The 17,488-nt window shown below is 68.3% G+C and carries 17 protein-coding genes; 12 read left to right on the top strand and 5 right to left on the bottom strand.

The window, feature by feature from the left end:
* The first annotated feature begins 81 nt into the window (after positions 1-81).
* From L2U69_RS01160 to L2U69_RS01145, 4 genes are all read left to right on the top strand, one after another.
* The gene (locus L2U69_RS01160) at positions 82-705 is read left to right on the top strand and encodes a pyridoxamine 5'-phosphate oxidase family protein (RefSeq protein WP_236104515.1); all 624 of its coding nucleotides are present in this window, start codon (positions 82-84) and stop codon (positions 703-705) included.
* Positions 706-753: 48 nt separating this feature from the next.
* Positions 754-2,844 carry an ATP-dependent DNA helicase RecG gene (gene recG / locus L2U69_RS01155; protein ID WP_236104514.1) on the top strand — a complete coding sequence of 697 codons (2,091 nt, stop codon included), beginning with the start codon at positions 754-756 and terminating at the stop codon, positions 2,842-2,844.
* Positions 2,845-2,863: 19 nt separating this feature from the next.
* Positions 2,864-3,637: an enoyl-CoA hydratase/isomerase family protein gene (locus L2U69_RS01150; protein WP_236104513.1), complete on the top strand. Its 774-nt coding sequence runs from the start codon at positions 2,864-2,866 to the stop codon at positions 3,635-3,637.
* A gap of 94 nt (positions 3,638-3,731) precedes the next feature.
* Entirely contained in the window at positions 3,732-4,943 is a 1,212-nt protein-coding gene (locus L2U69_RS01145) for a serine hydrolase domain-containing protein (RefSeq protein ID WP_236104512.1), read from the top strand.
* Positions 4,944-4,961: 18 nt separating this feature from the next.
* Here the strand turns inward: L2U69_RS01145 and rarD are convergent, their stop codons facing one another.
* From rarD to L2U69_RS01130, 3 genes are all read right to left on the bottom strand, one after another.
* Entirely contained in the window at positions 4,962-5,873 is a 912-nt protein-coding gene (gene rarD, locus L2U69_RS01140) for an EamA family transporter RarD (RefSeq protein ID WP_236104511.1), read from the bottom strand.
* Positions 5,874-6,009: 136 nt separating this feature from the next.
* A complete protein-coding gene (locus L2U69_RS01135; protein ID WP_236104510.1) occupies positions 6,010-6,324 on the bottom strand; it encodes a hypothetical protein in 315 nt (104 codons plus the stop codon).
* Positions 6,321-6,836 (bottom strand): tetratricopeptide repeat protein, encoded by a 516-nt coding sequence (locus L2U69_RS01130; RefSeq protein ID WP_236104509.1) that lies wholly within the window; start codon positions 6,834-6,836, stop codon positions 6,321-6,323. The genes L2U69_RS01135 and L2U69_RS01130 overlap by 4 nt, the downstream gene beginning before the upstream one ends.
* A gap of 191 nt (positions 6,837-7,027) precedes the next feature.
* On the opposite strand from L2U69_RS01130, the gene L2U69_RS01125 reads away from it, so the two are divergent.
* Entirely contained in the window at positions 7,028-7,447 is a 420-nt protein-coding gene (locus L2U69_RS01125) for a hypothetical protein (RefSeq protein ID WP_236104508.1), read from the top strand.
* A 10-nt stretch (positions 7,448-7,457) separates the two neighbouring features.
* On the opposite strand, the gene L2U69_RS01120 is transcribed toward L2U69_RS01125, so the two are convergent.
* The gene (locus L2U69_RS01120; RefSeq protein WP_236104507.1) at positions 7,458-7,736 is read right to left on the bottom strand and encodes a hypothetical protein; all 279 of its coding nucleotides are present in this window, start codon (positions 7,734-7,736) and stop codon (positions 7,458-7,460) included.
* 335 nt (positions 7,737-8,071) lie between these two features.
* Here L2U69_RS01120 and L2U69_RS01115 point away from each other — a divergent pair, with 335 nt between their 5' ends.
* Together L2U69_RS01115 and L2U69_RS01110 are read left to right on the top strand one after the other, a co-directional pair.
* Positions 8,072-9,070 carry an OmpA family protein gene (locus tag L2U69_RS01115; protein ID WP_236104506.1) on the top strand — a complete coding sequence of 333 codons (999 nt, stop codon included), beginning with the start codon at positions 8,072-8,074 and terminating at the stop codon, positions 9,068-9,070.
* 144 nt (positions 9,071-9,214) lie between these two features.
* A complete protein-coding gene (locus tag L2U69_RS01110; RefSeq protein WP_236104505.1) occupies positions 9,215-10,234 on the top strand; it encodes an OmpA family protein in 1,020 nt (339 codons plus the stop codon).
* Positions 10,235-10,604: 370 nt separating this feature from the next.
* On the opposite strand, the gene L2U69_RS01105 is transcribed toward L2U69_RS01110, so the two are convergent.
* A complete protein-coding gene (locus L2U69_RS01105; RefSeq protein WP_236104504.1) occupies positions 10,605-11,267 on the bottom strand; it encodes a hypothetical protein in 663 nt (220 codons plus the stop codon).
* 508 nt (positions 11,268-11,775) lie between these two features.
* Here L2U69_RS01105 and L2U69_RS01100 point away from each other — a divergent pair.
* From L2U69_RS01100 to L2U69_RS01080, 5 genes are all read left to right on the top strand, one after another.
* Complete coding sequence (locus L2U69_RS01100) at positions 11,776-12,588, top strand: hypothetical protein (RefSeq protein WP_236104503.1); 813 nt, start codon at positions 11,776-11,778, stop codon at positions 12,586-12,588.
* A gap of 146 nt (positions 12,589-12,734) precedes the next feature.
* On the top strand, positions 12,735-14,303 hold the full coding sequence (locus L2U69_RS01095) for an ABC transporter ATP-binding protein (RefSeq protein WP_236104502.1): 1,569 nt from the start codon (positions 12,735-12,737) through the stop codon (positions 14,301-14,303).
* A 1-nt stretch (position 14,304) separates the two neighbouring features.
* Complete coding sequence (locus L2U69_RS01090; RefSeq protein ID WP_236104501.1) at positions 14,305-15,381, top strand: ABC transporter permease; 1,077 nt, start codon at positions 14,305-14,307, stop codon at positions 15,379-15,381.
* Between the two features lie 3 nt (positions 15,382-15,384).
* Complete coding sequence (locus tag L2U69_RS01085) at positions 15,385-16,314, top strand: ABC transporter permease (protein ID WP_236104500.1); 930 nt, start codon at positions 15,385-15,387, stop codon at positions 16,312-16,314.
* A 47-nt stretch (positions 16,315-16,361) separates the two neighbouring features.
* The gene (locus L2U69_RS01080; RefSeq protein WP_236104499.1) at positions 16,362-17,447 is read left to right on the top strand and encodes a BMP family ABC transporter substrate-binding protein; all 1,086 of its coding nucleotides are present in this window, start codon (positions 16,362-16,364) and stop codon (positions 17,445-17,447) included.
* The last annotated feature ends 41 nt before the right edge of the window (positions 17,448-17,488 follow it).

The raw sequence follows: 17,488 nt of genomic DNA, 5'->3' as shown, positions 1-17,488 counted from the left end.
CCTGACCCAAGACCTGCCTGACCCAAGACCTGGAGGGGGCGGCGCGATGCGCCACCCCCTTCGATCTTCGAGGAGAAGCCGATGACCGGATCGCCCCCGACCCCCAGCGACATCGCCTTCTCCCCGGCGGTGAAGGCCGTGCAGACCGCCAAGGGCTCGCGCCGCCTCTATGCCGAAGGGCGCCCGTGGCCGGATCGCGTCACGCCGGACCTCGCCGATTTCATCGCCCGCCAGACCAGCTTCTTCCTGGGCACCGCCAGCGCCGGGGGCCAGCCCTATATCCAGCACCGGGGCGGCCCACCGGGGTTTCTGCGCGTATTGTCGGACCGCCGGCTCGGTCTGGCCGATTTCGCCGGCAACCGGCAGTACATCACCCTGGGCAATCTCTCCGAAAACCCGCGGGCCTTCATCTTCCTGATCGACTACGTGATGCAGAGACGGGTCAAGCTTTGGGGCACCGCGCAAATCGTCGAGGGAGATGAGGCATTGCTGGACGTTCTGCGCGTGCCGGACACCAAGGGCCGTGCGGAGCGGGCTCTGCTGTTCGACATCGAGACATGGGACGTCAATTGTCCCCAGCACATTCCCCAGCGCTTCGAGGCCGCCGACGTCGCCGCCGCATTGGCGGCGCGTGACGCGCGCATCGCCGAACTCGAAACCCAGCTGGCGGATCTTCGGCGCGCGGCGGGCCCCGCTCCCGGCTGAGAGCATCAGTGCCTTGAGCGCCCGCCCCGAAGCCTGTATCGAGACGGCATGCGCCCTGCCTCTCTCCTGCCCCTCTTCGCGTCGCTGACCGGCCTTTCCGGGGTCGGGCCGAAGACGTCGAAGCCGATCGCCAAGGCCGTCGGGGGTGAGCGGGTGGTGGATGTGCTGTTCCATCTGCCCTTCGCCCTGGTGGACCGCCGCGCCCGGCCGACGATCATGACGGCGGCGGTGAACGAGATCGCGACCATCGAGGTCGAGGTGCTGTCGCATCGCCCGGGACGCGGCCCGCGCCAGCCCTATCGCGTGACCGTCGGCGATGCGTCCGGCGAGATGCAGCTCGTCTATTTCAAGGCGGAGGGCGACTGGCTGACGCGTCTGCTGCCCATCGGGTCCATGCGCCTGGTCAGCGGCAGGGTCGAGACCTGGGAGGGGCTGCGCCAGATGCCCCACCCGGACTATGTGGTGGCGCCCGAGGACGCGGCCAAGATCCCGCCCATCGACCCGATCTATCCGCTTTCGGCCGGCATCACGGCGCGGGCCATGGCGCGGGTGGTCGGCGCGGCGCTGGATCATGCGCCGCGCGACCTGCCGGAATGGCTGGACGGGCCCTTGATGCGGCGCGAGGGCTGGCCCGCCTGGTTCGAGGCCTGGACCAGGGTCCATCGGCCGGAGACGGCCGAGGACGTTTCGGCCGACGGGCCGGCGCGGCTGCGCCTTGCCTATGACGAACTGCTGGCCAATCAACTGGCCCTCGCCCTGGTGCGGCGGCGCCTGCGGCGCACGCGGGGAAGGCCGGTCGTCGGCACCGGCGTGGTGCAGGAGAAATTGCGCGCGGCCCTGCCCTATCGCCTGACGGGCGGCCAGGAACAGGCGATCGCCGAGATCGCGGGCGACCTCGCGGCGCCCCTGCGCATGCTGCGGCTGCTGCAGGGCGACGTCGGTGCCGGCAAGACGGTGGTGGCGCTCTTCGCCATGGCGATCGCGGTCGAGGCCGGACGCCAGGCCTGCCTGATGGCGCCGACCGAATTGCTGGCGCGCCAGCACGGCAAGAGCCTGGCGGGCCTGTGCGAGGCGGCCGGGCTTCGCCTCGCGGTGCTGACGGCGCGGGATACGGGCGCCGGGCGCCGGCGCATCCTGTCCGATCTGGCGGCGGGCGAGATCGACGTCCTGATCGGCACCCATGCCCTGCTGGAGGGCGAGGTGGTCTATCGCGATCTCGGCCTCGCCGTCATCGACGAACAGCACCGCTTCGGCGTCGACCAGCGTCTCACGCTCGCCGCAAAGGGCGACGACGGGCTGGATGTCCTGGTGATGAGCGCGACGCCCATTCCCCGCACCCTGACCCTCACCGCCTTCGGCGACATGGACGTCTCGCGCCTGATGGAGAAGCCGGCGGGGCGAAAGCCGATCGACACCCGTGTCGTCTCCCTGTCCCGGCTCGACGAGATGGTGGCGGGGGTCGAGCGGGCCATGGCCGGCGGCGCCCAGGTCTATTGGGTCTGCCCCCTGGTGACCGAATCCGAGACCACCGACGCGGCGGCGGCCGAGGATCGCTTCGCCCATCTGTCGGCGCGCTTCCCGGGCCTGGTCGGCCTCGTCCACGGCCGCATGAAGGCGGCGGAGAAGGACCGGGTGATGCAGGAATTCGCCGAGGGGCGGCTGAAACTCCTGGTCGCGACGACGGTGATCGAGGTCGGGGTCGACGTGCCCCAGGCGACGGTGATGGTGATCGAACAGGCGGAGCGTTTCGGCCTGGCCCAATTGCATCAGTTGCGCGGCCGGGTCGGGCGCGGTGCCGCCGCCTCGTTCTGCATCCTGCTGATGGCGGACGGTGCGGGCAAGACCGCGCGCCAGCGCCTGGAGACCCTGCGCGACACCGACGACGGCTTCGTCATCGCCGAGGCGGACCTGAAGATCCGGGGCGCCGGCGAAATCCTGGGCACGCGGCAATCGGGCGTGCCCGAGTTCCGCCTGGTCGACATGGACCGTCATCTGCCCTTGATGGAAATCGCGCATGATGACGCGCGGCTGATCCTCGATCAGGATCCGCAGTTGAAGACCCCGCGCGGCGAGGCGCTGCGCGTGCTTCTCTATCTGTTCGAGCGGGATGCGGCCGTCCGCTATCTCGCCTCCGGTTGAACGCTGACGCGAGGACTTCATGGCCCAGGTTTCGGTTCGGATCGAGGATTCGGTCGCCATCATCACCCTGGACAATTCGCCCGACGGCCTGATCGACGCCCTGGTCGTGACGGATCTCGCCCGCGCCCTCGATACGGTGGAGGCCGCGCCGCGCGCCCGCGCCGTGGTCGTCACCGGCGGCACCGAAGGCGTCTTCGCCGGGCCCTATTCGGTGCCGGAACTGGAACACATGGGCCGCCACCTGCGCGTCGCCAGCGTGGCGCCGGGCGACGATCCGCTGCCCGCGATCACCGCCTTCGCGCATCAGCTCGCGCGGATCGAGGGGAGCCCCCTGCCCTTCATCGCCGCCGTCAACGGCACCTGCATCGGCGCCGGCTTCGACATCGCCCTTGCCTGCGACATAAGGATCGTCGAGGACGGCGACTATACGATCGGCTTTCCCGAGGCGAACATCGGCCTCGTGCCGCTGGGCGGCGGCGCGCGGCATCTGGCGCGGCTGGTCGGGCCGGCCAAGGCGCTCGAGCTGATGCTGATGGGCAGGACCGTCTCGCCGATCGAGGCGATGCAGCTCGGCATCGCCCAGGAGATGGCGCCCGACCTCGCCCTCGATGCCGCCCTGATCATGGCGCATCGCCTGGCCGATCAGTCGCGGGACGCCAGCGCGCGCCTGAAACGGCTGATCCGGGGCGATGGCCCGGCCGCGCCCGACATGCTCGCCCATCTGATCGCCGGGGACGAGGCGATCGCGCGCATGCGCGACGTGAACCAGGGCGAGCGCGACATCGAGGATTGATCTCCACCCGTAAGGGGGGCCGACGAACGGTCGGACCGCGGCTACCCTCCTCTCAGCGTCCCGCGTTCATGAGGGCGCGAGAAGGGGAGAAAAAATGCCCAAGGACATGAAAGCCGCCGCCGACGCGGTGCTGGCCGCCACGGTCGCGCGTACCGGTGGCGTTCCCGACAGTGGTGTCCCGGGTGTCGTCGCCCTGGCGACCGACGCGAAAGGCACGATCTACGCGGGGGCGGCCGGCCGCCGGTCCCTGGCCGATCCGGCGCCGATGACCGAGGACACGGTCTTCGCCATCTTCTCCTGCACCAAGGCGGTGACGGGAACGGCGATCCTGCAACTGGTCGAGGACGGCCTGCTGGACCTCGACGCGCCCGCCCGCACCTATGTTCCGGCGATCGCCGACATCCAGGTGCTGGACGGCTTCTGCGACGAGGGCAATCCGCGCCTGCGCGCCCCGAAGCGCGAGATCACCACCCGCATGCTGATGCTGCACACGGCGGGCTTCGGCTACAGCTTCTTCTGCCCCAACCTCCGCGACTACGAGGAGAAGACGGGCCTGCCGCCGATCATCGCCTGCGCCCGCGCCTCGCTCGACGCGCCGCTGACCTTCGAGCCGGGCGAGAAATGGCAATACGGCATCAGCATCGACTGGTGCGGCCTGATCGTCGAGGCGATCACGGGCAAGCGCCTGGGCACCGTGATGGCGGAGCGGATCTTCCAGCCCCTCGGCATGACCGACACCGGCTTCACCCGCCGCCCCGACATGGAGGCGCGGATGGCCACGATCCACCAGCGCATGGAGGACGGCAGCCTGGTGCCGATGCCGGAACTGCGCCTGCCGAACGAACCCGAGGTGCAACTGGGCGGCGCGGGCCTGCATTCGACCGTGGGCGACTACGGCCGCTTCATCCGCATGTGGCTGAACGACGGCGCCGGCGAGAACGGCCGCGTGCTGAAGCCCGAGACCGTGGCCATGGCGGCGCGGAACGGCCTCGGCGACCTGAAGGTGACGCCGCTCGCCAGCGCCATCCCGACCCTGACGCGGGATGCCGAATTCTTCCCCGGCATGCCGAAGTCCTGGGCGCTGAGCTTCATGGTGAACGAGGAACCGGCACCGACCGGGCGCAGCGCCGGCGCGCTCGCCTGGGCCGGTCTCGCCAATCTGTTCTATTGGATCGACCGGGAGCAGGGCCTCGGCGGCTTCTGGGCGACCCAGATCCTGCCCTTCGCCGATCCGGCCTCGGTCGGGGGCTACCTCGGCTTCGAGAAGGCGATCTACGACAGCGTGGCGGCCGCCAGGGCGGCCTGAAATCAGGCCGGTGCGCGCTCAGCCGCGCACCGCCTCCCGCGCGCGGAGCGATTCGGCGGCGACGAAGCCGAGCGCGGTCCAGATCAGGGCGAAGGTGACGAGCTGCGCCGTGCCGAAGGGCTCGTCATTCACGAAGACGGCGATCAGGAACATCCCCGTCGGCGCGATATACTGGAACAGGCCGAGGGTCGACAGTGCCAGGCGCTTGGCCGCCGCGTTGAACCAGATCAGCGGCACCGCCGTCACCACCCCCGCCAGCACGAGAAGCGCATCGGTCGAAAAGCCGTGATGGCCGAGGGCTGCCGTGCCCTTCACCTGCAATACCGCCAGCCAGGGCAGCGCCACGGCCGCCATCCAGGCGCTTTCGATGACGAGGCCGACCAGTGGATCGGCCGGCGCCATCTTCCGCAGGAGGCCGTAGAGCCCGAAGGTGAAGGCGAGCGTCAGCGCCACATAGGGCGGCACGCCGAGCGAGAAGCCGAGCACGACGACGGCGAGCGCGGCGAGGCCGACGGCGAAACGGCGCACCGGCGACAGGCGCTCGCGCAGGATGACCACGCCGAGCAGCACGTTGACCAGCGGGTTGATGTAATAGCCGAGGCTGGCTTCCAGCGCCTGATTGGTCCCCATCGCCCAGATGAAGATGTACCAGTTGACGGCGAGCAGCGAAGCCGTCAGCGCATAGACCAGAAGCCGGCGCGGTTCGCGAAGCGCGGCGCGCAGCGCCGGCAGGCGCCCCATGACCGCGAGCAGGCCGAGCAGGAACAGGACGGACCAGACCGCCCGGTGCAGCATGACCTCGAACGCCGGCAGATGGGCGAGCAGCTTCCAGTAGAGCGCCAGAAGGGCCCAGGTCAGATAGGCGGCGACGGCGAAACCGGCCCCGGCCAGCGGATGGCCGGCTGCATTGTTCTCGTTGTCGTTCGCCATGGCTGGGCCCTCGTGCCCTCGTCGTTCCGCCGCGCGGACATCGTCGGATGCCCCGGCAGTGAACGGCCCCGCGGCACGCGCGGTCAATCCGTGCGGGCGTCATGCCCCCACGCGTCCAATGCAGGTCTTGCGCGTATCAGTGAACGCCGCGAAGCGCGGGCCGGGCCGCCAGCAGATATTCGATGGCGAGCAGCACCGCCTCCCAGGCGGCATGGCTCTCGTCGTCGCCGAGGGCGGCGAACTCGGCGGCGCGCATGACCGCGACGGAACTGGCCTCGCGGCCGTAGTGGTCGACCAGTTCGCGCGCCGTGTTCAGCACGTCGGCCTCGACCCAGGCCTGATCGTCGCCGAAGGCATGGCCGGACCGCGCCATCGGCCGGAAGCCGACATCGGTGAAGGGACGGCGCCGGCGGGCCCGCCAACGCCGCGCAGGGTTGAACGGCCGCCTCATCGGGGCGATCCGTCCGTCTCGGGGACGGGATTGAAATTGCGCACCATGTCCTCGCCGCGAGCGAGTTCGTCGGCGCTCAGGCCGGCCTTCACCTTGTCGCGGTTGCGCTGGGCGTAGGGCGGACCCTGTTCCACCGCCAGGGCGAAATAGACATAGGCCTGGACCGGGTCGCGGCCGACGCCGATGCCGTCCTCATACATGACGCCGAGGTTGAACATGGCCGAGGGATCGCCCTGGCGCGCGGCGCGCTGATACCAGCGCGCGGCTTCGACCGGGTCGGCCGAGACGCCGAGACCATTGTCGTACATGGCGCCGACATCGAATTGGGCGAGCGGATCGCCCGCTTCCGCCAGCGGCAGCAGATGCTCCATGGCGGCGGCGAAGTCGCCGGCGGCCATCGCCTTCTCGCCGACCGCGCGGTCGGCGGCGGCGAGCGGCGACGCCAGCCCGAGGCCGAGCGCGGCGCAGGCGGCGATCGTCCATTTCGGCGGAAAATGCGGCTTCGTCTTCATGGCGGCGACACCATCGGCAGGTTTGGAGGGAAACGCAACCCCCTCTGACGCGCGGGAGACCGGCGCGAACCGGGACCCGGCGCGGGCGGAAATCCACATGCGGGATGCCCAGCACGCGCCCGAGACACTATCATGATCCGGATGCGGCGATTCTGGACATGCGCCGCCGACGCCCCTTGGGAGAGCCGACGATGGACCGCGAACGCCGAACCAGGCTTGTCGATGCCCTGCATGAAATGGCCGACGAAGACGATGCCACGGCCCTGGACGCCGCCCGCCGCGCCACCGCCATCCTGGCCGAAAGCGGTCTCGACTGGGAGGACGCGATCGTCTACCCGGCACGGGCCGAAGCTCCCTTCATGGCCGATTTCGACCATGGCGCGATCGACATCGACGGCGAGGATCAGGAAGGGGCGCCGGTCGTCCTCGACGAAGGCGACGAAACCGTGGGCCGGCTGCTGCAATCGCTTCTCGACCTGCCGGAACTGGGCGCGGAGACCCGCGCCGAAGTGAAGGAATATGCCGAGGAACTGGCCGCCGGGACCCTGGACGGTCAGGACCGGCGCTATGTCGCCGCCCTGGCGGCCCGCCTCGGGGTGCGGCGGAACTGAACCCCGGCGCTCATTCGCCGGGCGGCATCTCGACCAGGGGGACGGGCTTCGCCGGGCCCGGCGCCTCGGCGGCGGCGGGCTGTTGCACGGTTGCCACGGGCCGCATGGGGGCGGGCGCGACAGCGCAGTCGGTCGTCCCGAGGCTGCGGTCGCAGCGGGTTCGAGTCATCATGTCGTCATAGGCGGCACGGTCGTCGCCGGGCCAGGAAGTCGAGGCGGGCGCTAGCGAATCGCAGGCCGCGACGACGGCGCCGGAGAGCCCGAGAATGACCGCGAACGAAATGCGCATCGCGCCTGCCCCTTTCCCGAACGGCCGCTTCGGCCCATCGAATCCGTGCATTTGCACCGGGCCCCCGCCCGCTTCTGTTGCGACGCCGCAACACTCGACCTTCGGATGGCCCGGGGGCCGGCCTGCAGGCATTCGGATGTTGTCGCTTCGGGCCGGGTGAGAATACATTGCCCCCGAAACACGTCGTCGGCGATTAGACCGCTCGTGCCTGCTGTTAATGCTTCAAATTGGGCGGATGTCTTGGATTCTGGGTTAGAATCCCGTGTGCCCGGTGCGTCTCACGAGATTATGTTGGTAACTGGTTTACAAATTGTATCTATCAAACGGAGACGGTCATGAGACTTGCCCTTGGTCTGGTTAGTGCTGCCGCCATTCTCGTCACTGGTGCGGCCGCGCAGGCCGATATGGTCTCGGGTCCCTATATCACCGGCTTCGGTGGATATACGATCAATCCGGACACTGGTTTCGAAGTCGCGCCCGGCACCGAAGCCGACGTTTCCTTCGAGGATGGCTGGGTCGGCGGTGCCGCGGTCGGTTACGACTTCGGCCGCGCCCGCATCGAATTCGAAGGCGCCTATCGCGACAATGAATACGACACCATCACGCTCGGCGGCGTCACCGGCAGCCTGTCCGACAACAACCTGAAGGCGATCAGCGGCATGATCAATGCGCTGTACGACTTCGAGAACGAGTCGGTGATCACCCCCTATCTCGGCTTCGGCATGGGCGCCGCGAACCTGGACGATGACGTCAGCGACGAGAGCGACACCGTGCTGGCCTATCAGGGCATCGCGGGCACGAAGATCTCGGTGACCGAGAACCTTTCGGCCGTCGTCGACTATCGTTACTTCCGCACCCTGGAGACCGATCTCGGCGGCGCGAAGTTCGAATACGAGCAGCACACGATCACCGCCGGCCTGAGCTACAACTTCGGCACGCCGGCGGCCCCGCCGCCGCCGCCGCCGCCGGCCCCCGTGGTGGCCGAGCCGCCGCCGCCGGAAGTGGCCCGCTCCTACATGGTGTTCTTCGACTGGGATTCGACCGTGATCACGGCGGATGCCGCGCAGATCATCCGCGACGCGGCTTCCGCCGCGCAGACCCTGGGCGTGGCCCGCATCGAACTGACCGGCCATGCCGACCGTTCGGGCAGCACCCGCTACAACCAGGGCCTTTCGCTGCGTCGCGCCGACGCGGTGAAGGCCGAACTGATCGCGCTGGGCGTCGCGCCCGACTCGATCTCGACCGTCGGCAAGGGCGAAAGCGCCCCGCTGGTTCCGACTCCGGACGGTGTCCGCGAAGCGCAGAACCGCCGCGTCGAGATCGTGCTGCCGTAAGGCAGGCGCACAAAGTCGAGTATCGTCGGTGGACCATGCGCCGGCGGGCTTGAAAAAGAGAGGAACGGTCGGATCTTACCGGAGATTCCGGCCGTCCCTTTCGTGTTAGGACGAATATAGAACAAGTCGAAACGGAGAATTGCCATGCGCCTTTCCCTGGGTCTCGTCAGTGCCGCTGCGATCCTGGTCGCCGGTACTGCCGCGCACGCCGACCGCGTCGGCCCCTACCTCAGTGCCTTCGGCGGCTATGTGACCCAGCCGCTGCTGGACTTCGAAAGCCCGACGCCGCCGGGCGCCGTCAAGAAGATGGTGACCGATGACGGCTGGGCCGCCGGCGGTGCCATGGGTTATGACTTCGGCCGGATCCGGGTCGAGGCCGAAGTGTCCTACCGCGAGAACGAGGCGTCGCGCATCCAGGGCGCCAATGCCACGGGTGATCTCTCGGCGCTGGCGCTCATGCTGAACGCCCTCTACGACCTCGAGAATTCCTCGCGCTTCACCCCCTACATCGGTGCGGGTATCGGCGCCGCCTGGGTCTATACCGACAAGATCCGCCGTGGCACGCCCGCCTCGACCACCGATGACGACGTGCAGTTCGCCTATCAGGGCATCGTCGGCGTGAAGGCCGCGATCACCACCGGCCTGTCGCTGTTCGTCGACTACCGCTACTTCGCGACCCTGGATCCGACCTGGAGCAGCAATGCCTTTGGTTCGGTCGACGGCGAATACGCCAGCCACAACATCATGGCCGGCCTGAGCTACAACTTCGGCACGGGCGTCGTCCCGGTCGCCGAGCCGGCCCCCGCCCCGGCCCCGGCGCCGGAGCCCGCGATCGTCCGTTCCTACATCGTGTTCTTCGATTGGGATTCGGTCGCGATCACGCCGGAAGCCAACGCCATCATCATGGACGCCGCCAACGCCGCGAAGACCCTGGGCACCGCCCGCATCGAACTGACCGGCCACGCCGACCGTTCGGGCCCGCCGCTGTACAACCAGCGTCTTTCGGTCCGTCGCGCGGAAGCGGTCAAGAGCGTGCTGATGGGCCTCGGCATCGCGCCGGAAGAGATCGTCACCATCGGCAAGGGCGAAAGCGCGCCGCTGGTTCCGACCCCCGACGGCGTCCGCGAGCCGCAGAACCGCCGCGTCGAGATCGTGCTGCAGTAATTCCAGCAGCACGGCAAGGGATCGGGCGCCGGGTTTCCGGCGCCCTTTCTTTTTGCCCGAAGCCGAATGCCGCCCGTTCCCCCTCGCCGGCAATGGTCCGTCTTCCCGGCCTCACGCTGAGGGGAATGGAAAGGGTCGGACCGGCGAAGGCCGGGATTTCGTGGCGAGAGGCATGCCGTCGCCCGCAAGGGCCTCCGCCCGCGGCGGGGAGACGAGCTCTTGGCAGGGCATCGCCGCCCGAGCGCCCTCACGCCGCAAGGGGGACGAAGGCCTCCAGCGCACGCACCATCCACGGATCCCCAACGGAAAAGGCGCGCCCGGTCGGACGCGCCTTTCGTTTACTCCCCCGGCCCTGAAACCGGGAGCCCCTTCAGGAGCACTGCTTGGTCAGGCTGGTCCGGACGATGATCGGCGCATTGTTGGAGAAGCTGCCGATGTCCTTCGGCTTCACCTGGTTCACCGCGTCGAGGAGGCCGGCCACCTTCTCGCAATAGCCGGAAACGCGCTGGCTGCGCTGCGAGACTTCATTGGCGAGGGCGGTGACATAGGTGTCGAAGTGGCGCATGTGCGAACCGCCGTATTCGCGGCGGAACAATGTCTGAAGGGTCTTGGTCTGGGAGACCATTTCCTTGGAGAAGGTGCGGACGAAGGTGTTGTATTTGTCCGCGATGCCCAGCCCCTCGACCTTGTGGCAGCGAAGCGCGGCGACCATGAATTCGGTCTGCAGGCGGCGGACATCGTCGGCGGTCAGTTCGGCCGGCTTGCGGCAGCCCTTCGGCGCGACGCTGTCGGCGACCACCACGGCGCCCGGCCCGATACGCGGCGCACCCGGCGCCACCGGCAGGGCCGGCAAGGCGGGACGCGGCACGGCACCGGTGGTACCGGCGGCGGCGGTCGGCTTGCGGCGCGGCATGGGCGGGCCGCCCGGAACGATCGGGCCGGTCACTTCCGGCTCGAGCGCCGCGGTGACGACGGGCTTCTCCGCCGGCACGGGCGTCGTCGCGGCCGCCTCCGGCTTGCCGCCCCCGAACATCGAACACCCCTGAAGCCCGAGCGCCAAAGTCAAGGCCACCCCGGCAATGCGCGTCGACGACATCCCTAAGCCCCTTCGAGAAGAAGAATCGACATTGGTTCATGAATACACCAAGGGCGAATCCACCGGCCACAAAAAGAACCCAAGTCAGATGCTTTCTCGCCGTCATTGCCCGAAATTTGACTCGTTTTGATTGTTGCGGTGCCAAAGCAATCGGGAATTCGGAGAAACGAGGTCAATTGGTGAAACGGAATGCCCCCGTGGCGACCTTCCCGGCCGGCGCAAAACGCCGCCACCCGGGATCGTCCCGCTTGCTCCCGACGCGGGCCGCGGCGACAATGGGCCCTGGATGCCCCGCGGGGCATCGCACGAAGGCCGCATGGGGGCGCACCATGTGGGGGCGCACCATGGGGGCGCATGTCGCGCGGGGGCGCACCTGAGGGCGCGGCACCTGGCGGCGCGCAGGCATAGGGGCGCGGCGGCCGAAAGAAGGGCGAGACGATTGAAAATGCGACGGATCGGCTGGGTCGCCGTCATCGTGCTCGCCTCGGGCGGCGCACGGGCGACGGAGCTTGGCGGACATGCGGAAGGCCGGATGGGCGACTTCCAGCTTCGCCACGCCGTCGCGGCCGTCCACACCCCGGCGACCGACCCCGTCTCCTCGATCAGCTACATTCGCGTGGTCATGGACGACCGCCCCATCCCGCCCTGGTCGGCGGGCGCCTATTCCTCCCTCTCGGCCCTGCAGGCCGATGCGGTCCGGGCCCGCGATCCGGTGGTCATGCTGGAGATCGACGTCGACAATCGCGAGGAAGTCTACCTCTACGCGTCCTACCGCGACGGCGACGACCGCATCCGCATGACGGAAAACACGATTCCCCTGGAAAGCCTGGCGATCGGCGACCGCTCGATCAGCGGCAGCTTCTTCGGCCTGGACGACCTGATCTCCTTCACCGCGCCCATCAACGCCTTTCCGCTGACCGGCGCGGCGACCGGCACCGAAGCACGCCGCTCCGCCCCCTATCGGGCCTATCTGGCCTTCGCCGAAGCCATGGCCGCCGGCGACCATCCCGCCGTGCTCGACAGTCTGGCGCCCTCGGCCACGCAACTGCTCCATCTGATGGCCGGGATGGATGCCGCCACCGCGCGCAGCACCGGCCGGGCGCTGATCGCGCTGCTGCCGCGCCTCGAGCCGGAAGTGCATTTTCACGACAGCCGCGCCGTCGTCCTGTTCCGGGATCCGGAGGACGGCGAAATCCCGGAATCCCTGACCCTTTCTCTCGTTCTGGTCGATGGCGACTGGAAGCTTGAGGACCGCTGATCGGTTTTTTCCGGATCAACTTCGTTGATTGCCCCGAAAAGCCGAAAAACATTATTGCGCCGCGCGGCGGTTGCCATGGTGCGTTGCGATATGTTGCACTGCTGAGACAGGGGTCGCCTTTAGGAGACGTCAGGGGGGTGGTTGGCATGGAGCCTGGACACGACGTCGTGAAGGAGCACCCGCGCCTGGAATTGCGCGGGATCACCAAGGCCTTTCCAGGCGTCATCGCCAACAGCGACGTCGGCTTCGAGGTCGCCCCCGGCGAGATCCATGCCCTTCTCGGCGAAAACGGCGCCGGCAAGAGCACGCTGGTCAAGCAGATCTACGGCATCCTGAAACCCGACGCGGGCGAGATCGTCTGGGACGGGCGCGAGGTCGACATCCCCAATCCCCATACCGCAAGGGCGCTGGGCATCGGCATGGTGTTCCAGCATTTCTCGCTGTTCGAGGCGATGACGGTGCTGGAGAACGTGGCGCTGGGCATGGACGACCCGGGCAAGGACCGGACGGCGCTGGCCAAGCGCATCCGCGACGTCTCCGAATCCTACGGCCTGCCGCTCGACCCGGCCCGCGAAGTCCACACATTGTCGGTGGGCGAGCGCCAGCGCATCGAGATCGTGCGCTGCCTGCTGCAATCCCCCCGCCTTCTGGTGATGGACGAGCCGACCTCGGTGCTGACGCCCCAGGAAGTGGGCAAGCTGTTCGAGACCCTGCGCAAGCTGAAGGCCGAGGGCTGCTCGATCCTCTACATCAGCCACAAGCTGAACGAGATCAAGGAGCTGTGCGACGCCGCCACCATCCTGCGCGGCGGCAAGGTGGTGGCCGCCTGCGATCCGAAGGCGGAGACGGCGCGCAGCATGGCCCAGCTCATGATCGGGGCCGAATTCCGCAGCGTCGCCAGGCGGGAGGCGGGGAAGGACACGGGCCCCGTGCGCCTGACCCTGAAGGGTCTGAACATGGCCCCGGAAATGGCCCATGGCGTGCCCCTGAAGAACATCCATCTGGCGCTCCGCGGCGGCGAGATCCTGGGCATCGCCGGCGTCGCCGGCAACGGCCAGGGCGACCTGCTGGCCGCCATCGCCGGCGAGCGCAAGGCCGCGAGCGCGGACACGGTGACCATCGACGGCAAGGCCGTGGGCCGCAGCGGCCCCGCCGCACGGCGCAAGCTCGGCCTCTGCACCGTGCCGGAGGAGCGGAACGGCCATGGTGCCGTGCCCGACATGTCCCTGACCGACAATGCCATGCTGTCCGCCCACAAGCGCATGGGCTTTCTGAAGGCGGGTTTCCTCGACAAGGGCAAGTCGCGCAATTTCGCGGCCGAGGTGATCAAGCGCTTCGACGTCCGCACCCCCGGCACCGAAACCGCCGCCGGCAGTCTTTCGGGCGGCAATCTGCAGAAATTCATCGTCGGGCGCGAGATCCTGCAGAAGCCGGAGATCCTGGTCGTCGCACAGCCGACCTGGGGCGTCGACGCCGCCGCCGCCGCCACGATCCAGCAGGCCCTGGTCGATCTGGCGGCGACCGGCAGCGCCATCCTCGTCATTTCCCAGGATCTCGACGAATTGCTCACCCTCTCGGACCGGATCGCGGTGATCAACGCGGGCGCGCTGTCGGACGCCATGCCCGCCGCGACCGTCTCGGTCGAGGAAATCGGTCTCCTGATGGGCGGCATCCACGGCAGCCCCGAAGATGCCCACGCGAAGGGAGCCGCCTGACATGGCCCTGAAGATCGAAGCCCGGCGCCAGATCTCGACGCGGATGCTCTATCTCACGCCCTTCATCGCCGTCGCCGCGACGGTGGTGGCGGGCTTCTTCGTGTTCATGATCCTCGGCTCGGACCCTGTCGAGTCGCTCTATGTCTTCTTCCTCTCGCCGTTCGAGACCAAATACGGCTTCTCCGAACTCTGCGTGAAGGCCGCTCCCCTGATCATGATCGCGATCGGCCTCGCGCTCGGCTATCGCGCCAACATCTGGAACATCGGGGCAGAGGGGCAGCTCACGGTCGGCGCCGTCTGCGGCGGTGCCGTGGCGCTCGCCTTCTGGGACGAGGCGGGTATCTACATCCTGCCCCTGATGGCGCTGGCGGGGCTTGCGGGCGGCGCCCTCTATGCCGCCATTCCCGCCTTCCTGAAGACCCGCTTCAACGTGAACGAGATCCTGACCAGCCTGATGCTGACCTATGTCGCCACGCTGTTCCTCTCCGTCCTCGTGTTCGGGCCCCTGAAGGATCCACAGGGTTACAATTTCCCGCAGTCGCGCATGTTCACCGACAGCGCCACCCTGCCCATCATCTGGGAGGAGACGCGCCTGCACCTCGGCTTCGTCGTCGCCCTGGCGATCGCCGTCGCCGGCTGGGTGCTGCTGTCGCGTTCCATCATCGGTTTCCAGATCCGCACCCTCGGCTCCGCGCCGGCGGCGGCGCGCTATGCCGGTTTCGACCGGACCCGGCTGACCTGGTTCTGCCTGATGCTGACCGGCGCGCTGGCCGGTCTTGCCGGGACCTTCGAGGTTTCGGGCCCGATCGGCCAGCTCGTGCCCAACATCTCGCCCGGTTACGGCTTCACCGCGATCATCGTCGCCTTCCTCGGGCGCCTGCATCCCCTCGGCATCATCGGCTCCGGCATGCTGATGGCGCTGTCCTACATGGGCGGGGAGAATGCCCAGATCAACCTGGGTCTGCCCCAGGCCGTGACCGGCGTCTTCCAGGGCATGCTGCTGTTCTTCCTGCTCGCCTCCGATTTCCTGGTACGCTACCGGGTCCGGGTGGTGAAGCCGGCGGTCGAAGGGATCTGAGCCATGGGCCTCGACACGATACTCGCCATGCTGCTGACGGTGATCGCCGCCGCGACGCCGCTGCTGCTTGCCGCCATCGGCGAACTCGTCTCGGAGAAGGCGGGCGTCCTCAACCTCGGCGTCGAGGGCATGATGCTGGTCGGCGCGGTCATCGCCTTCGCCACCACGGTCGGCACCGGTTCGCCCGCGCTCGGCATTCTGGCCGCCATGATCGGCGGCATGGTGATGGCGCTGGCCTTCGGCGTCCTCACCCTCACCCTGATGGCCAATCAGGTCGCGACCGGTCTTGCCCTCACCATCTTCGGCATCGGCCTGTCGTCGCTGATCGGCGCCGACTATATCGGCACCCCGGTCGACAAGCTGGCCTCGCTGTCGATCCCCGGCCTGTCCGACCTGCCGGTGATCGGGCCGCTGATCTTCGGCCACGACATCCTGGTCTATCTTTCGGTCGCGATCACCGTCGCCGTCGCCTGGTTCCTGAAGAAGACCCGTGCCGGGCTCATCCTGCGCGCCGTCGGCGAAAGCGACCTCTCGGCCCATTCGATCGGCTATGACGTCATTCGCGTGCGCTATTTCGCCGTGCTCTTCGGCGGCCTCACCGCCGGCCTCGCCGGGGCCTATCTCTCCCTCTCCTACACGCCCATGTGGGTGGAGGGGATGACGGCAGGCCGCGGCTGGATCGCCCTGGCCCTCGTCGCCTTCGCCTCGTGGCGGCCGTGGCGCGTTCTGGGCGGCGCCTATATCTTCGGCGGGGTCACCATCCTCCAGCTCTATCTCCAGGGTGGCGGCGACATCGGCATCCCGGCGCAGGTGATGAACATGCTGCCCTATCTCGCCACCATCATCGTGCTCACCGTGATCTCGGCCGGCCCCTGGCGCGGGCGCCTCGATGCCCCGGCCTGCCTCGGCAAGCCGTTCCGCCCGGCGAGTTGATCCGTTCCTCCACCCGTTCCCCTTCTGAACCACCTTCGGAGCCCAAGATGATCAGACGCATCGACCGCCGCACCTTCCTCGCCGGCAGCGCCGCCGCCGGCCTGACGCTCGCCGCCGGTCCCTTCCACAAGGCGAGCGCGGCGGACCCGCTCAAGATCGGCTTCGTCTATGTCGGCCCGATCGGCGATTTCGGCTGGACCCACGGCCATGATCTCGGCCGCAAGGCGGTCGAGGCGAAATTCGGCGACATGGTGAAGACCACCTATGTCGAGAATGTCGCCGAGGGCCCGGACGCCGAGCGCGTGATCCGCAAGCTCGCCGCCGACGGCAACAAGCTGATCTTCACCACCTCCTTCGGTTACATGGAGCCGACGCTGAAGGTGGCGAAGACGTTCAAGAACACCTATTTCGAGCACGCCACCGGCTTCAAGACCGCGCCCAACGTCTCGGTCTATTCGTCCCGCTTCTACGAGGGCCGCGCCGTTGTCGGCCATCTGGCCGGCTCGCTGTCGAAGACCGGCAAGATCGGCTATATCGCCTCGGTGCCGATCCCCGAAGTGGTGCGCGGCATCAACGCGACCGCCATCGCCGCCCGCAAGGTGAATCCCGAGGCCGAGGTGAAGGTGGTCTGGATCAACTCCTGGTACGACCCGGGCAAGGAAGGCGATGCCGCCAAGGCCCTGATCGACCAGGGCGTCGACTTCATGACCCAGCACACCGACAGCCCGGCCCCCCTCCAGATCGCCGAGCAGCGCGGCATCCTGGGCGTCGGCCAGGCCTCCGACATGAAGGCCTTCGCCCCGACCGCCCAGGTCACCGCCATCGTCGACGAATGGGGCCCCTATTACATCGAACGCGCCCAGGCGGTGCTGGACGGCACCTGGGCCACCGCCAACACATGGCACGGCCTGAAGGAAGGCTTTCTGTCGCTGGCGCCCTATAGCGACGCCGTGTCCGAGACCCTGGCGGCGGAATGCGAAGCGATCAAGGCCGGCATCATCGACGGCAGCCTCCATCCCTTCGCGGGCCCGATCAAGGACCAGAAGGGCGAAGTGAAGGTCGCCGAAGGGTCCGCCCTGGCGGACGGCGACCTCCTCGGCATGGACTGGTACGTCGAGGGCGTCTCGGCTTAAGGCGAAAGCCCCTCACCCCGGCCCTCTCCCCGCAAGCAGGG

This window comes from Zavarzinia marina (assembly GCF_021568905.1).
GTDB classification, from domain to species: Bacteria; Pseudomonadota; Alphaproteobacteria; order Zavarziniales; family Zavarziniaceae; genus Zavarzinia; species Zavarzinia marina.
The sequence above is the reverse complement of the archived record's forward strand: the minus strand, read 5'-3'. Positions and strand labels throughout refer to the sequence as shown.

What these genes read in the sequence shown, in the direction of transcription:
- L2U69_RS01160 (WP_236104515.1), top strand. Translation starts at nt 82, where the DNA reads ATGACCGGATCGCCCCCGACCCCCAGCGACATCGCCTTCTCCCCGGCG.
- recG (WP_236104514.1), top strand. Translation starts at nt 754, where the DNA reads ATGCGCCCTGCCTCTCTCCTGCCCCTCTTCGCGTCGCTGACCGGCCTT.
- L2U69_RS01150 (WP_236104513.1), top strand. Translation starts at nt 2,864, where the DNA reads ATGGCCCAGGTTTCGGTTCGGATCGAGGATTCGGTCGCCATCATCACC.
- L2U69_RS01145 (WP_236104512.1), top strand. Translation starts at nt 3,732, where the DNA reads ATGCCCAAGGACATGAAAGCCGCCGCCGACGCGGTGCTGGCCGCCACG.
- rarD (WP_236104511.1), bottom strand. Translation starts at nt 5,873, where the DNA reads ATGGCGAACGACAACGAGAACAATGCAGCCGGCCATCCGCTGGCCGGG.
- L2U69_RS01135 (WP_236104510.1), bottom strand. Translation starts at nt 6,324, where the DNA reads ATGAGGCGGCCGTTCAACCCTGCGCGGCGTTGGCGGGCCCGCCGGCGC.
- L2U69_RS01130 (WP_236104509.1), bottom strand. Translation starts at nt 6,836, where the DNA reads ATGAAGACGAAGCCGCATTTTCCGCCGAAATGGACGATCGCCGCCTGC.
- L2U69_RS01125 (WP_236104508.1), top strand. Translation starts at nt 7,028, where the DNA reads ATGGACCGCGAACGCCGAACCAGGCTTGTCGATGCCCTGCATGAAATG.
- L2U69_RS01120 (WP_236104507.1), bottom strand. Translation starts at nt 7,736, where the DNA reads ATGCGCATTTCGTTCGCGGTCATTCTCGGGCTCTCCGGCGCCGTCGTC.
- L2U69_RS01115 (WP_236104506.1), top strand. Translation starts at nt 8,072, where the DNA reads ATGAGACTTGCCCTTGGTCTGGTTAGTGCTGCCGCCATTCTCGTCACT.
- L2U69_RS01110 (WP_236104505.1), top strand. Translation starts at nt 9,215, where the DNA reads ATGCGCCTTTCCCTGGGTCTCGTCAGTGCCGCTGCGATCCTGGTCGCC.
- L2U69_RS01105 (WP_236104504.1), bottom strand. Translation starts at nt 11,267, where the DNA reads ATGTTCGGGGGCGGCAAGCCGGAGGCGGCCGCGACGACGCCCGTGCCG.
- L2U69_RS01100 (WP_236104503.1), top strand. Translation starts at nt 11,776, where the DNA reads ATGCGACGGATCGGCTGGGTCGCCGTCATCGTGCTCGCCTCGGGCGGC.
- L2U69_RS01095 (WP_236104502.1), top strand. Translation starts at nt 12,735, where the DNA reads ATGGAGCCTGGACACGACGTCGTGAAGGAGCACCCGCGCCTGGAATTG.
- L2U69_RS01090 (WP_236104501.1), top strand. Translation starts at nt 14,305, where the DNA reads ATGGCCCTGAAGATCGAAGCCCGGCGCCAGATCTCGACGCGGATGCTC.
- L2U69_RS01085 (WP_236104500.1), top strand. Translation starts at nt 15,385, where the DNA reads ATGGGCCTCGACACGATACTCGCCATGCTGCTGACGGTGATCGCCGCC.
- L2U69_RS01080 (WP_236104499.1), top strand. Translation starts at nt 16,362, where the DNA reads ATGATCAGACGCATCGACCGCCGCACCTTCCTCGCCGGCAGCGCCGCC.